Annotated in this window: 9 protein-coding genes; 1 reads left to right on the plus strand and 8 read right to left on the minus strand. The window is 60.9% G+C overall.

All coding sequences use genetic code 11. The features are described from left to right. The first annotated feature begins 47 nt into the window (after positions 1-47). Positions 48-1,379 (plus strand): amino-acid N-acetyltransferase, encoded by a 1,332-nt coding sequence (gene argA, locus BWI76_RS23220; RefSeq protein WP_064371635.1) that lies wholly within the window; start codon positions 48-50, stop codon positions 1,377-1,379. Positions 1,380-1,419: 40 nt separating this feature from the next. Here the strand turns inward: argA and recD are convergent, their stop codons facing one another. The 8 genes from recD to BWI76_RS23260 form a co-directional block, all read right to left on the minus strand. After that, a complete protein-coding gene (recD, locus tag BWI76_RS23225; protein ID WP_024358544.1) occupies positions 1,420-3,255 on the minus strand; it encodes an exodeoxyribonuclease V subunit alpha in 1,836 nt (611 codons plus the stop codon). Beyond that, positions 3,252-6,797, minus strand: a complete 3,546-nt coding sequence (gene recB / locus BWI76_RS23230; RefSeq protein WP_004132697.1) for an exodeoxyribonuclease V subunit beta — start codon at positions 6,795-6,797, stop codon at positions 3,252-3,254. Before recB ends, recD begins: the two co-directional genes overlap by 4 nt. Next, positions 6,794-9,679 carry a pitrilysin gene (ptrA, locus tag BWI76_RS23235; RefSeq protein ID WP_049090129.1) on the minus strand — a complete coding sequence of 962 codons (2,886 nt, stop codon included), beginning with the start codon at positions 9,677-9,679 and terminating at the stop codon, positions 6,794-6,796. Before ptrA ends, recB begins: the two co-directional genes overlap by 4 nt. Positions 9,680-9,807: 128 nt before the next feature. After that, entirely contained in the window at positions 9,808-13,182 is a 3,375-nt protein-coding gene (gene recC / locus BWI76_RS23240) for an exodeoxyribonuclease V subunit gamma (protein WP_004132693.1), read from the minus strand. Between the two features lie 12 nt (positions 13,183-13,194). Then, positions 13,195-13,518: a prepilin-type N-terminal cleavage/methylation domain-containing protein gene (locus BWI76_RS23245; RefSeq protein WP_004132691.1), complete on the minus strand. Its 324-nt coding sequence runs from the start codon at positions 13,516-13,518 to the stop codon at positions 13,195-13,197. After that, positions 13,503-13,910 (minus strand): DUF2509 family protein, encoded by a 408-nt coding sequence (locus BWI76_RS23250; RefSeq protein WP_004132690.1) that lies wholly within the window; start codon positions 13,908-13,910, stop codon positions 13,503-13,505. Before BWI76_RS23250 ends, BWI76_RS23245 begins: the two co-directional genes overlap by 16 nt. Beyond that, a complete protein-coding gene (locus BWI76_RS23255) occupies positions 13,907-14,470 on the minus strand; it encodes a prepilin peptidase-dependent protein (RefSeq protein WP_004132688.1) in 564 nt (187 codons plus the stop codon). Before BWI76_RS23255 ends, BWI76_RS23250 begins: the two co-directional genes overlap by 4 nt. After that, positions 14,461-14,928, minus strand: coding sequence for a prepilin peptidase-dependent protein (locus tag BWI76_RS23260; RefSeq protein ID WP_004132686.1), 468 nt, complete (start codon positions 14,926-14,928; stop codon positions 14,461-14,463). The genes BWI76_RS23255 and BWI76_RS23260 overlap by 10 nt, the downstream gene beginning before the upstream one ends. Between the last annotated feature and the right edge of the window lie 76 nt (positions 14,929-15,004).

Raw genomic sequence — 15,004 nt, forward strand, 5'->3', positions numbered from 1 at the left:
GAATAAAAATACAGTAATTACGAATAATCATGCATTGAGGTTGTGTCATGGTGAAGGAACGTCGCACCGAACTGGTAGAGGGATTCCGCCATTCTGTCCCCTATATTAACGCCCATCGGGGTAAAACGTTTGTCATCATGCTGGGCGGAGAAGCCATTGAGCATGATAATTTCTCTAGTATTGTCAACGACATTGGTCTTCTTCACAGTCTGGGCATTCGCCTGGTGGTGGTCTATGGCGCTCGTCCGCAGATTGACGCCAACCTGGCGGAGCATCGCCATGAGCCGGTTTATCACAAACAAACCCGAGTGACTGACGCCAAAACGCTTGAGCTGGTTAAGCAGGCGGCGGGTATGCTGCAGCTGGAAATTACCGCGCGCCTGTCGATGAGCCTCAACAATACGCCGCTGCAGGGCGCCCACATCAACGTGGTCAGCGGCAATTTCATTATCGCGCAGCCGTTAGGCGTGGATGACGGCGTGGATTACTGCCACAGCGGGCGCATTCGCCGCATTGATGAAGAAGCTATTCACCGCCAGTTGGATAACGGCGCGATCGTGCTGATGGGCCCGGTTGCGGTGTCGGTCACCGGCGAAAGCTTTAACCTGACCTCCGAAGAGATTGCCACCCAGCTGGCGATTAAGCTGAAAGCCGAAAAAATGATTGGCTTCTGTTCATCGCAGGGCGTTTACAACCAGGATGGCGAGATCGTCCCCGAGCTGTTCCCCAACGAAGCCCAGGCGCGGGTTGAAGAGATAGAAGCGGACGAAGACTACAGCTCCGGCACCGTGCGCTTCCTGCGCGGCGCGGTAAAAGCCTGCCGCAGCGGCGTGCGTCGCTGCCACCTGATCAGCTACCAGGAAAACGGCACCCTGCTGCAGGAGTTATTCTCACGCGACGGTATCGGCACCCAGATAGTGATGGAGAGCGCCGAGCAGATCCGCCGCGCCACCATTAACGATATCGGCGGCATCCTTGAGCTGATTAGCCCGCTGGAACAGCAGGGTATTCTGGTGCGGCGCTCGCGCGAGCAGCTGGAGATGGAAATCGATAAATTCACCATTATTCAGCGCGACAACACCACTATCGCCTGCGCCGCGCTCTATCCTTTCCCGGAAGAGAAGATCGGCGAAATGGCCTGCGTGGCGGTGCATCCGGATTACCGCAGCTCATCGCGCGGCGAAGTGCTGCTCGAGCGTATTGCCGCGCAGGCGAAGCAAATGGGCCTCAGCAAGCTGTTTGTGCTCACGACCCGCAGCATTCACTGGTTCCAGGAGCGCGGATTTACGCCGGTCGACGTCGACCTGCTGCCGGAAAGCAAAAAAGAGATGTACAACTATCAGCGCCGCTCCAAGGTGCTGATGGCCGACCTGGCCTGATTCTCTCCCCCGGAAAGCGCACGGCTGACCGGGGATAACATCACCGGGCGGAAAAGATATCCGCCAGGCCGCTGCGCCGTTCGGTACGTGCGACAACCGCCTGGGTCAGCACCTGCTCATCGGCATAGATCGACAGCTGCCGTTTGGCACGCGTAATAGCGGTATAAACCAGCTCGCGGGTCACCAGCGGCACGCTGCGCGATGGCAGAATCAGCGCCGCGTGATCGAACTCCGACCCCTGCGATTTATGCACCGTCATCGCCCAGGCGGTATCGTGCTCCGGCAGACGGCTTGGCTGTACCGACTTGATGCTGCCATCGGGCATCGGGAACCAAACGCGCAGGCCATCGTCTCTTTCCAGCGCGATACCGATATCGCCGTTAAACAGCCCCAGCGCGCTGTCGTTGCGGGAAATCATCACCGGACGGCCTTCATACCAGCGCGAATGGCGCGGCAGAGCAATCGCCCGCTTGCGGTTCAGCATCTGCTCCAGCTGTTCGTTCACGCCGCTGACGCCATAAGGGCCATCGCGCAGCGCGCACAGTAGCTGAAACTCGCTAAAGGCGGCAATCAGCTCTGCGGGCTCGGCCCGTTCACGCAGCAGCTGCAGAAAACGGCCGTAGCCCGCCTGCGCCTGAACGAGCATCGCTTCATACTCCTCGGTGGAGCTCAGCGGATGCAGGGCGATATCGTCGAACGACTGACGCAGCGTCTCCCTGACCGCGCGGCGTTCACCGCTGTTCACCGCCCAGGCCAGATGGCCGATACCGGAGTGGCGGCCAAAACGGTAGCTTTTTTGCAGCAGGCACAGGCTGTCGCGCAGGGCGCCGGCAATCTCGCTTTCGCCTGCCGGCACCGGCTGACCGGTCAAGCGGCCAAGCTGCGCCGCCCGCGCCGGGGTGAACCCTGCATTAACCCACGCGCAAATATCTCCCAGCACCGCGCCGGCCTCTACCGAAGCCAGCTGATCGCGGTCGCCAAGGAAAATCACCCGCCCGTGTTCAGGCAGCGCGTCGATCAGACGCGACATCATCGGCAGGTCGATCATTGAGGCTTCATCCACCACCAGTACGTCAAGATGCAGCGGGTTCCCGGCATGATAGCGCATCCGCTGGCTCCCCGGCTGCGCGCCCAACAGGCGATGGAGGGTACTGGCTTCGGTCGGCACCAGCGCCTTTTGTTCGTCGGTAAGAGGGAGGCGGCGCAGCGCCGCGCCGAGGGATTCGGTCAGGCGCGCGGCGGCTTTACCGGTCGGCGCCGCCAGACGAATACGGCAGCGCGGGCTGGCGTTGGTTTGAATCAGCGCCGCCAGCAGTTTGGCGACGGTGGTGGTTTTACCGGTCCCGGGGCCGCCGGAGATCACCGAAATCCGTCGGGTCAGGGCAACCGCGGCAGCGACCTTTTGCCAGTCGATTTCATCCCCTGGCGGAAACAGCGCGTCGAGCGTCGAGGCCAGCCGGGCTTCATCTACCTCCAGCACCTGATTGGCTTCGTTAAAGAAGCGCGCGACGGTTAATTCGTTGCGCCACATGCGGTTGAGATAGAGCCGTTCGCCGCAGAGGATCATCGGCGTCGGCCGCTCACCGCGGCTCACCGCTTCCGAATCGAGCAGCAGCGGCAACCAGCTCTCCGCAGCGCCGGTTAGTTCAAGGATTTGCTCGCTCAGAGCCGTTGTCTTTGCGCTCAGGAGCTCATCGTCGGCAAGACGTGAAATCGGCAGGCAGACGTGCCCCTCTCCGGCATCGCGGCTGAGAATGGCGGCGGTCAGCTTCACCGCCGGGTGCGCCTCCTGCGCCACCATGAGCGCAAACTGAACGTCCAGCGGGCGCAGCAGGCGCTGCTCAACCGCCTGCAGCAACAGTTCATCCATGGTCATAGCACAACCTCCTGGGTTTCCCCGGCAAACAGCGCATCGAGGCCATCAATCAGCGGCAGCGCCGGTCGGGTGGTGAAGATCCCCTGCCCGCCGTCCTGCCCGTCCATGCCGCGCAAAAAGAGATAAATAACGCCGCCGAAATGGCGTTCGTAATCATAATCGGCAATACGGTGGCGTAAATAGCGGTGCAGCGCCAGGCTATAGAGCTGATACTGCAAATCGTAACGATGCGAACGCATTGCCTGCCTCATCGCTTCCTGGGTATAGGCCTCGCGGTTTTCCCCAAGCCAGTTGGATTTGTAATCCAGCAGGTAGTAGCGGCCGTTGTGGCGAAACACCAGGTCGATAAAGCCTTTCAGCATACCGCGCACCTGGCGAAAATCGAGCGTGGGGGTATCGACGGAGAGCGGATCGTACTGCCGAATCAGCGCATCCAGACGCAGGGGATCCAGCGGCTGTTCGATGGGCAGATAAAACGCCATCTCCACCTGTTTATCACGCGCGCTAAGCTGATTGAGGGCGATCTCCGCGCCAGGCAGAGGGGTTCGCAGCACGCCGTCGAGCCATGCGGTTAGCACCGGCGTCCACTTTTCCTCGAAGCCGCTCAGCTGGAGTTTTCCCGCCATCCAGTCGGCGGGAACCGGCTGGGTAAAATCGAGATCTTCGAACAAACTGTGCAGAAACGTCCCCGGCGACGCACCGCGCGGGAACTGGTGCGGCGTAAGCTGCGGCTCCTCCACGACCTCACCGACGCCGGCGGCATCGACGTCCAGTCGCGGCAGAAGGTCCTGCGCCGCGCTGTGTCCATTCTGCTGCAGGCCGGAGTAACTGGTGACCCGCCAGTCATCGGTCACCGACCGCTCGAGCATACGGGCTGAAAGCGGCGGCAGCGCCGCCTGCGGAGCCTGCCACGGCGTCTGCGCCGCCATATCCGGCAGCTGCAGGGCAATGTCCCCGCTGCAGAACGCCTGCAGGCGCGCCATCAGCCCCGCGGCATCCATCGCTTCCCCATCCTGCAGTAGGCGGCCCAGCGCGCTGTGATGAAAATCGCTGGCGCCGGGTTTGTCGCTGCGTCGGGTGCTGAGCGGCGCCACGCCAAGGCTACAGTGCCAGACCGCGCGGGTCAGCGCGACGTAAAGCAGACGTAGGTCTTCGGCCAGACGCTCGGCCTCCGCCAGCGCCATGCTGCCCTCATCCTGGCCCAGGTCAAGAACGGCGGCAAAGGAGCTTCTGTCGTGATAAAACGCCTGATCCTGCTTACGGAACCGCGCGATAAACGGCAGCCAGACCAGCGGATACTCCAGCCCTTTCGATTTATGGATGGTGACGATCTGCACCAGATGCTTGTCGCTTTCCAGCCGCATCTGCTGGCTGGAGGCGTTGCTGTCCGGTTCGGCGATATGCTGCGCCAGCCAGCGCACCAGCGCATGTTCGCTCTCCAGCTGGTTCGCCGCCTCCTGCAGGAGCTCGCTGATATGCAGAATATCGGTCAGGCGTCGCTCGCCGCCGTTGGTCGCCAGCAGATTTTCAGCGATGCGCCGCGCGCTCATCAGCGCGCGCAGCATCGGCATGACGCCCCGCTGCCGCCAGAGTTGCCGGTAGCGGCTAAACTCCTCAACCAGCTCATCCCACGCCCGTTCGTCGTGATTGAGATTTTCGATATCCAGCGCGTTAAGACCAAACATCGACGTCGCCAGCGCGCTGCGCAGCGTATTTTCGCGCTCGGGAGCCAGCACCGCCTGTAGCAGCCACAGCAGCTCCTGCGCCTCCGGCGTTTCAAACACGCTATCGCGATTGGAGAGGTACACGGAAGGAATCGACAGCAGCTGGAGGGCATCGCGGATTAAAGACGCTTCCTGGCGATTACGCACCAGCACCGTGATGTCTGAAGCCCGAACCGGCTCGGCTTTTTCACCGCGCCACAGCAGCGCCTTGCCCTGTTGGCCGGCGCTGAGCCAGTCGCGGATTTGCGCCGCGCAGAGCTGAGCCATAAACGTCTGGTAATCCCCCGCGCCCACGGCCTCGCCCGACATCAGCCAGATATTCATCGCCGGTATCGCAGCATCATCGACGGTAAAGCGCAGCCCCTGGTTTTTATCGGCCGACTTCACCGGCATAAACGGGATTTCGCGGAACATAAAGGGGTTATCGCTGAGACTAAACAGGCGATTGACGCTGTCAACCATCCCCGGCGCGGATCGCCAGTTGGTGTCGAGCGTATAATGGGCAGTGACGTCCCCGCGCGCCTTCATATAGGTGAAAATATCCGCGCCGCGGAAGGCATAGATAGCCTGTTTGGGGTCGCCAATCAGCAGCAGCGCGGTGTCCGCCTGACGCCGCCAGATGCGGCGAAAGATGCGGTACTGCTGCGGGTCGGTATCCTGAAATTCGTCGATCATCGCCACCGGAAAGCGCTGGCGAATCGCGCTGGCCAGCGCTTCGCCGCTCTCCCCGCGCAGAGCGTCATCCAGGCGGCTGAGCATATCGTCAAAGCCCAGCTCGCCGCGGCGGCGCTTCTCCCGCGCGACCGCTTCGCGGATTTCAACCATCGCCCTGGCGATCACCAGATCGGTCAAGGTTAACGGTGACGCCAGCAGCGCTTCTACCGCGCTGAACAGCGGGTGTACCGGCGGCGCGCCGTCGGCTTTGGTACGCTCAAGCAAGAAGGCCTGGGAGAACTTTTCCAGCGCATCCGGAAGCTGGTAGCTCAGGGTCTCTTCCTCGGCCCAGGCGGTCACTTTCTCCAGCCATTTCCCCTGGTTGCCGCGATTGAATTTGCGCCGGTCGAGGCCCGAGTTTTCCAGCACTGCCTCAACCTCGCCCACCTGCGCCAGCCACTGCTGCTTCAGCGCGTTGATACGCTCGATAATTTGCTGATGGCGTTCGGCCAGCGTTTCATCAGCCGACGGTGGAGATTTAAGCTGCGGCGCTTCCCCCTGCAGCCAGCGGTCGATGGATTTCAGCAGGTCGCGCGGTCCTTTCCACGCTTCGTGGATAACCGCCGCGATTTCGCGCGGCAGCGGGTAGCAGTGGCGACGCCAGAAGTCGGCGCAGGCCTGATAGCGCAGGCGGGATTCGTCTTCAATCAGCTGCTGTTCGAACAGCATGCCGGACTCAAAGGCATTGAGGCTCAGCATTCGCTGGCAGAAGCCGTGAATGGTAAACACCGCAGCTTCGTCCATCTGGCGTTCGGCCAGCAGCAGCGTTTGCGCGGCCTGGGTTTTATCGGCAATTTCCGCCAGCAGCCCGGCGTAAAGCGAGTTGTCGGCGCTGTCGCGCAGGCAGGCGATACGCAGCTCATGGATGTTACTGCGAATACGCCCGCGCAGCTCTTCGGTCGCCGCTTCGGTAAAGGTCACCACCAGCAGCTCTTCCACGCTGACCTGCCGGGGAAAAGCGGATTCACCGCCCAGCCCCAGCAGCAGCCGCAGATAGAGCGCGGCGATGGTAAAGGTTTTTCCGGTGCCCGCAGAGGCTTCTATCAGACGCTCGCCGGTCAGGGGCAAGCGCAGGGGGTCAAGAGACTCAGCGGTGTCGGTCATTCATTCTCTCGCATCAGGGGTAAGGATTTCTGCAATGCGCTGACGTTCTCCCAGACTTTGCCATCCTGAGGATGCGCGTACTCCGCCTTGCCATTCTGGCTACCGGAAACCTGGGAGAGAATTGCCATGCCCTGCGGATCCACCACCGTCTGATGGAAGAAGTCGGCAAGCTTTTGCGGCGTCAGCAGTTTAATCTGAGCCACTACTTTATCACGTGAATCGAAGCGCATATTACCGCGATCGAAATCTTTGCTCAGCTTCGATGCTTCATCGCCGAGAGTCTGCGGCGCCTCCAGCATCTGGCCAATCACCGCCTGCTGAATCTGCGCAAACTCTTCCGGCTTCATCGCCCGCAGTTTGGCTTCCGCCGTGGGGAAGAAGGCCTGGAAACGCTGCCAGAGGTAAGCCGGCTGCTTATCGTTGCTTTGCAGCAGGAAGCCCATCCCCCACTGGCGGCCAACGTTCATCGAGAAGGCGAAGACCGCGTAGCCCAGCTGTTCTTCCGTACGCAGCTGGTTATAGAACCACGGCTGGACGATTTGCCCGAGAAGCGAGCTGGCTGCGGAGCTGGCGTATTCGTCAACGTTCGGCGGCGCGAAGACGGCGGCCAGCGCGGAATCGGTGCTGTTGCCCGCTTTTTCAAAAATCGCCAGCTGTTTGCGGTCGACCAGCACATCTTTGTTGCGGCACCACTCGTTGCCGTCGGCGCCCAGCTGTTTTTGGATCTGCCGCGCCATGGCGGTGGATTGATCGGCGGTGAGATTACCGATGACCATCAGCTCCGGTCGCCCCTTCGCTTTGAGATTAGCGCGGTACTCCAGCACCTCTTTCAGGGCGATCGACGGCAGCAGCGCCCGCCGCTCTTCACGCTGGAAGTACGGTACCTGCGAAACCATCTGAATCGGCATGATCGCCTGATCGTAGGCTTTGCCTTTATCCGCCGAATCCATCATCTGGGCGTACCAGGATTTGGCCTGCTCCAGCTGTTCTTCGGTTGGCGTATAGCTGAAGTAGCCGTCGAGCAGGGCGTTAAACAGCTCCGGCAGATGCTGGGTATAGCCGTTGGCGTTAACCATCAGGCCGTTATTCGCGCCGGTAGAGAAGCTGATGCCGCCGACCGCCGCCTGGTTGCTGAGCTGGTCGAGCGCGATACCCGCCAGGTAATCATTGAGCGCAAATATCACCTGGCGGCGGGCGCTGTCCATCGCCTGCGGGTTGCGCAGCACCAGCGAGATATCCGCTTTCGGTTCGCTGGCGAAATACTGGCTCGGCGCGTAAATCACCCGCAGCGTCGGTTCATCAACGATCAGCTGCGGATGCGGGTAAGCCTTGTCGCTTTTGATTAAGCTGAAATCATCCGGAATATAGGGGTTCAGCACCGGCAGCTTGAGGTCGATGGCGCTGGACTTCTGCTGCCAGTCGGCAAAGGTCTGCTCGCTGATTTTATCCACCTGATAGGGCGCATTGACAAAGTAGGCGGTCTTGTTATGCGGCTCTTTCGGGCTGATGTACCAGATGCGGGCGTTTTGCGGCGTCATCATCGCCAGGCGGTCTTTTATCGCCTGCGGATCGTAGCGATCGGCAATGTTGACCACGTCCAGGGTATGTTCGACCGGCACGCGGATCATGGTGTCCGCCAGCCATTCGACGTAATCCATATTGCGGTTGATGGACGGGTAGCGGAAGTCGAGCGCCAGCACGTGGGCCAGTTCATCAAAATAGCGTTTATCAATCCCCTGGCTGCGCAGCAGATTGAGGTAGCTGAAGATGGCCGCGGTAACTTCATCGCGGTGCGCCAGCCCTTTGTCCGTCAGGGTCGCGGATATAGCCAGCACCCCGCTGTTGCCGTTGACCACCGGGTCGGAGTCCGCGCGAATGCCTTCAACCAGCCCCTGCTTTTGCAGCCAGTCGGAGAGCGTGCCGGGGCTGCGGTTACCGATCATGTAGGTCACCAGCTCATCGGTTTTGCTGCGGAACTTGTCGCTATTGTTATCAATGCGGAATTCCACGCGCAGCACTTTGCGCGGCATCGCCGGGACGTAGTGAATGATGATGCCCTTTTGCGCATCGGTCACCACCGGAACGGTAATCTCCGGTTTGCTGATATCGTGGTTCGGTACGCGACCGTAGGTGGCCGCCGCGATGCTCGCCAGCTCCGGCAAAGGCTTGTTGCTGTAGATCACCGCTTTCATCAGGTTTGCGGAATACCAGCTATCGCGGAAAGCGTGCAGGGCATCAAGCACCGGTTTGCCGGGCTTGTCGCTCAGCGTTTCAAGGTTACCGCCGGAAAACTGCGAGCCGGGGTGCGCCGGGTTGATGGTTTCCGCGCTAACCTGCGCCATCCGCATCCCGTCCCGGGTACGCGCCATCGTGAGCTCGGCGTTGACCGCATTACGCTCGCGGTCGGCATATTTTTTATCCAGCAGCGGCGCGGCGATGGCGTCGGCCAGGCGATCGACCGCGCCGTCGAGGGCATCGTTTTCCACTTCAAGATAGAAGGCGGTGCGATACGGCGCGGTGCTGGCGTTGTGGCTGCCGCCGTGCATTTTGAGAAACTCGGCGAGGCTGTCAGGCTGGGGATACTTTTTCGACCCCATCAGCGTCATATGCTCCAGGAAGTGGGCCAGCCCCTGATGCTCGGCGGGATCCTGCAGCGATCCCACGGGAACGACCAGCGCCGACAGCGATTTTACCGCCTGGGGATCGGAAACCAACAAAACCACCATGCCGTTATCGAGGCGAATCGCCTGATATTGACGGGTATCTTTGTCGCTTTTACGGATGGTTTCCTGGATCGGTTGCCATCCGGTGTCTGCCTGACTTAACGGCGCCCAGAGGGCGGCCAGTAAAACAATAACCTTGAACCATAAACTGCGGGGCATTCACGGACCTCATCATTAACAAACCTGGCGCTGCACAATAGGCAGCCTTTATAAAACATCAGTCCGTGATTCGTTGCGCATCATAAATGAACAGCCGTCCAGTGCGCAATTTTTATACTATTACAATGTTATTCGGACTGATGGAAACGAAACACCGGTAACAAATAACGCTGCGTTTGCGTCAGGATCTCTTCATAGTATTCTGGTTCCAGGGTGCGCCACAGGCGCTGATACCAGACGTCGGCGCCTTCACCGCTGACCACCATGTTCCCTTCATAAGCCTGAAGAAATTTACTGCGCGCTTTTTGCTGCGTCTCTTCGTCCATTAACATGACATCCTTTTCGGCGTCATAACAGACTTTTAGCCATGCGCCGCCGCTTTCCGGCAGCAGCAGCAGCGGTTTGGACATTCCCTGCAGGTAGCCGTCAACCAGATCGTTGAGGTAGCCCTGGGCCTGCTCCTGCGCCAGCGGAGGAAAACGCCACTCGCCCTCTTTACGCACAAACAGCCGACTTTCGCCGGTACCGCCGCTAGCACAATAGACAAGATGCTCCAGCCAAAGTTGCATCCCTTGGGCCACGCTTAATAGCGAAGGCCGCCAGCGCAGCAAACCGTCGGATTGTACCTGCTGCAGCCAGCCAGTTATGTTGACTCCGTTGCATTGCAGATCGATTTCCATGCTTTGCCCCGGCTGGCGGCAGGCGATTACCCGTTCGGCCAGGTTTTGCATCTCCTGACGCTGGGTTTCCCAGGCCAGCTCGCCGAAAGCGCCGTAGGGTAGCTCGCCGGCGGCGCGGAAACGGCGATACATCACCGAGGCGTCCTGCTCTTCAATCAGGGTGTTGAGCAGCTGCTGGTTCAGCTGATAGCGGCTCAGCCCTTCGAGGATAAAAGGTTCATCGTCGGGGATCTCGCTCTCCTCCGAGCGGAAATTCACCCGCAGCCGCTGCTGAAAGAAGGCGCGAACGGGGTGCTGCCAGAAGCGCAGCAGCTGTTCGAAAGGTAAGTGATCGATGTCCGGCGTCGGCAGCGGCTGGATGAACGCGCCGTGCGCTTCCCCCTGCTGGCTTGCGGCCGCCAGCCATTCCCGGGCATAGCTTTGATCTTCATTGGCCAGAAAATTAGCGGCATCGAAAGGCATGCGTGTATGCAGATGCGTGATGTGCTCTTTGACCCGCCGTTCGCTGGCATCGCAGTCCAGCTCTTCGTCCCCTTCCAGGCAGTGGCTCTGGCCGATGTAGTCCGCCAGCTCCTGGACCAGAACGGAGGGATAGCGTTCACTGTTATCCTGAATAGAACGGCCGATATAGCTGATGTACAGTTTCTGCTCGGCCGACATCAGGGCTTCAAGAAACAGATAGCGGTCGTCATCGCGACGGCTACGGTCCCCGCGCTGCGGCTTCTGGCTCATTAAATCGAAGCCCAGCGGCGCCAGGGTGCGCGGATAAACGCCGTCGTTCATCCCCAGCAGGCAGACCACCTTGAAAGGAATCGAACGCATCGGCATCAGGGTACAAATATTGACCGGGCCGGCAAGAAAGCGCTGGCTGATACGCTGCTGATCGAGCCTCTGGGACAGCTCATCGCGGAGTAGCGACAGCGGTACCGTTTCGCCATACTGCGCGTCGACGCCGCCGTCAATCACCGCCTGCCACTGCTGTTCTATCAGCGCCAACGCGGCCTCCGTTTCGCTGTCCGGAAGGAAGAAGTCGTTTAGCAGGTCGCGGCATACCGGCAGCCACTCGGCTAATGGGCGATCCTGGGCCAGCCCGCGACGCCAGAGATTGAGCTGCATCAGCAGCGACGCCAGGTTGCCCACCAGCTCGGCGATAAGCCCGCTCGACTCATCATAAGGCAGAACCGAGCGCCACTCCCCTTCGCTGCTGTCCATGGCGTAGCCCAATAGCATACGCGTCAGACCAAAGCGCCAGGTATGCTGGCCGGTCGCCGGGAGGTCGAGCTCACGCACGTTGTCGTCATCCATTCCCCAGCGTACGCCGGATTCGTTAACCCACTGGCGCAGGTAGCGCAGCCCCTCTTCGTCGATGTTAAAGCGCGCGGCCAGTACCGGAACGTCGAGCAGCGCCAGCACGTCTTCGCTGGCGAAGCGGCTGTCGGGTAGCGAAAGGAGAGTGATAAACGCCTGCAGCGCCGGATGCGATTCGCGGGCGCGCCGGTCGGATATCGCCCACGGCAGCCAGCGCTCGCCGCTGGCGCTGCCGAAGACCGCCTGGATATAGGGGCTGTAGCTATCGATATCCGCCACCATGACGATAATATCGCGCGGGGTGAGTTCGGGATTCTCTTCCAGCATCGCCAGCAGCCGATCGTGCAGCACCTCAACCTCGCGCTGCGGGCTGTGACAGACATGAATCGTCAGGCTGCGGTCGTCCGCGGCCAGCAGCCGCTTGCTGCCGCTGTTGGCAAACTCCTCGGCGCTGCGACCGGCCACCGCCGCATTGCGCAGCTCAAGAATATCCGCCTGCAGATTATGCAGCAGGTTATCCGGCGCGATATCGACAAAGGCGTCCAGCTCTTCATAGCGCTCAAGACCCGCCAGCAGATAAATATAGTCGCGCCCCAGCTTGCCCCAGGAGGCCAGCAGCGGATTACCCACATCCTGCTCCCCGGCGTCGTTGAACAGCCCCGGAGCCTGTTCCGTATCGCGAAACAGCGGCAGCGCCCGCGTCGTTTCGCGGTGGTGGCGCCGCTGGCGGGACAGCAGCTTCGCGAGAAATGCCGGGTCTTTAATGTCGCCCCAGTAATAGCGACACGGGTTGGTGAAGAGGACATAGACGTCGACATGCTTACCCAACGCCTGTAGCGCCTGCAGGTATACCGGCGGCAGCGCCGAAATCCCGCAGATAAAGACTCGCGACGGCAGCCCGGCAGGCGGCTCTTCGGCCGCTTCAAGCGCGCTGATAAAGCGTTGGTACAAATTGGCGCGATGCCACAGCGGCTGGCCCAGCTCGGCGGTATATTCCACCAGCGCTTTCCACAGCGGCGCCTGCCACTCCTGCGCATCGCCCAGGCCGTCCACGCGCTGGTCGGCCTCCCAGCGCATCAGCCACTCGGGGCGATAAACCAGATACTGGTCATAGAGATCGGCGACTCTGGCGGCCAGTTGGAACAGCTTACGCTTGTCGCTATCGTCGTGCAGGTAGTGGCGCAGTAGCGTAAAGGATTCATCATCAAGCCGCTGCGGTAGCAGGGTCATCAGTTTCCAGCTCATACTTTGCTTGCTGAACGCGCTTTCTCCGGGAATATCTTTCAGTACCCGCACGAACATATCCCAGATAAAGCTGGCGGGCAGCGGGAACTCAATGTTGGCCGCGATGCCGAAGCGCTGCGCCAGCGTCATCTGCAGCCACTGCGCCATCCCGGTACTCTGCACCAGCACCATTTCCGGCATAAAAGGGTCATCCAGCCGCTGGCGCTCGACGATAAACTCCATCAACGCTTCAAGCACATCCAGACGGTTTGAGTGGTACACCCTTAACATATTCGCTCCTGGCTACTGACTGACCGGGCAATGCAGCCGGGTCATCTGCGCCCGCCTGGCTGCGGGCATGGTGATCGTTACCGTGATGCTGACACATCTTTGCACCGATGTCTGCATACGGGATATCTGGCGATTCGCGGGAATCACCGGTGGGCTAAGCTGAGCGAATCGCCACGCATCGCGCCACAGCTGACGGTACTGGTTGAGCTGCATAAAGCCGTTGGCCAGCCCGCGCTGATAGCCCGCCAGCGCGGTCACGGTCACGATCAGCAGCACCAGCGCCAGCAGCGTTTCCGGCAGGCTAAACCCTCTCTGCCGCCTCAGGGCATCTGACATAAGCTCGCCTCCTTTAACGGACAAAAATCGCTCCAGCCGTGAGGCGAAAAGCGGACCCGGTTTTGTTCAACCGCGCCGGTTTGCCACAGCAGCATGTCGCCGCTGCCGCCGATCAGCAACACCGAGGCGTCGCTGAAGATCCGCAGGCAGGCGCGCCAGCCGAGCGCGACCTCCTGCTGACAGCTCACCGCTTCCCGCAGCGGCCAGGAGAGCCCCTTCCCCCACTGCAGCGCGGATTGCGCGCCGGCGGCATCGCGAAGCGCCTGCGTTTCGCTGGCCGTCTGCGCTAACAGCGAACGCTGCTGCTGGTTCAGCCCCTGGAGTAATAAACTGCCGAGCGCTAACAGCAGCAGCACCATCAGTAGCGAAGAGAGCCCGCGCTGGCGATTCACAGGTTATATCCCGTCACGGCGTATTCCGCCCGCGCGCGGATTTGCGGGTCGGCGACCGAGTGCGCCGCCAGCGTAATCGATAATTCCGGCGAGAAGCCCGCCCTCTCCAGGCGCGTCACCTGAAACGCGGTGACCTGAATCGCCGCCGGGTTGGTCATTTTCTCCCAGCCCTTACCGCTACAGGCGCTAGCTCCGCGCAGGGTTTCCAGCGCGCCGTCGCGCAGGCGGAACCCGGTGGTATCCGCTTCCGACGGCGGCGCGCTATTCCAGACGCCATCGCTGTTGCCGTCCCAACTCACCAGCAGGCAATCACCGCCGCCTGCGATATATAGCGCCTGCCCGCGACAGAAGCCACGGCAATAGCCGGCGCGCTGCAGATGCTTCGCTACGGTGTAGATTCGCTGCCAGAGCTCGTTTTCCAGCGACTGCTGGCGGGTCTGGCGAAGCGTAGCCCACTGCAGCGCCGGGAGAAAACGCGCGCTGCCGAGCAGCAGCACGGAGCTGATAGCCATCGCGATCAGCGTTTCCGGTAGCGAAAAACCGCGGCATGTTACAGGCATGATGCCGTCTCCTCGCCGCGACAGAGGCGGATTCGTCCCCAATTTGAAACGATTATGTTCCAGCCGCCGGCCGCGCTTTGCAGGCGGATATGTCCGGCCCAGGCGGTATTACGCAGGCCATAAAATCCCAGCCCCGGCGTCATCGCGCTGAGCGAAACCTCCGGCCAGAGCGGCTGCAGCGTGAAGGCGTTCCTGACGCTACAGTCGGCCATCGGCACGCTGGCGCTCAGGCACCAGCCCGCCGCGCCCTGGCCGATGCTTAACACTCTATCGCGGTTGTGCCAGTTGGCGTCATCGCGTAGCAGCACCAGGTAGTCGCGGACCTGACAGGCGGTTTGCCACAGGCGCTGCTGCCGTTGCCAGCTCTGCCAGCCGTACAGCCCGCTGGCGCCAAGAATGACGACCACGACCATCGTGACCAGGGTTTCAATCAGGGTGTAGCCATGTTCTCTGTTCATGGCCCGAGTATGCGCAGCATTGAGGCTTTATTCGAACGGTAAAATACGGGTTTGCGTCGCGCTTCGGAGAGTATTT

This window comes from Klebsiella sp. M5al, assembly GCF_002090195.1.
In the GTDB taxonomy this organism is placed as follows: Bacteria; Pseudomonadota; Gammaproteobacteria; order Enterobacterales; family Enterobacteriaceae; genus Klebsiella; species Klebsiella grimontii.

What these genes read in the sequence shown, in the direction of transcription:
- argA (WP_064371635.1), top strand. Translation starts at nt 48, where the DNA reads ATGGTGAAGGAACGTCGCACCGAACTGGTAGAGGGATTCCGCCATTCT.
- recD (WP_024358544.1), bottom strand. Translation starts at nt 3,255, where the DNA reads ATGACCATGGATGAACTGTTGCTGCAGGCGGTTGAGCAGCGCCTGCTG.
- recB (WP_004132697.1), bottom strand. Translation starts at nt 6,797, where the DNA reads ATGACCGACACCGCTGAGTCTCTTGACCCCCTGCGCTTGCCCCTGACC.
- ptrA (WP_049090129.1), bottom strand. Translation starts at nt 9,679, where the DNA reads ATGCCCCGCAGTTTATGGTTCAAGGTTATTGTTTTACTGGCCGCCCTC.
- recC (WP_004132693.1), bottom strand. Translation starts at nt 13,182, where the DNA reads ATGTTAAGGGTGTACCACTCAAACCGTCTGGATGTGCTTGAAGCGTTG.
- BWI76_RS23245 (WP_004132691.1), bottom strand. Translation starts at nt 13,518, where the DNA reads ATGTCAGATGCCCTGAGGCGGCAGAGAGGGTTTAGCCTGCCGGAAACG.
- BWI76_RS23255 (WP_004132688.1), bottom strand. Translation starts at nt 14,470, where the DNA reads ATGCCTGTAACATGCCGCGGTTTTTCGCTACCGGAAACGCTGATCGCG.
- BWI76_RS23260 (WP_004132686.1), bottom strand. Translation starts at nt 14,928, where the DNA reads ATGAACAGAGAACATGGCTACACCCTGATTGAAACCCTGGTCACGATG.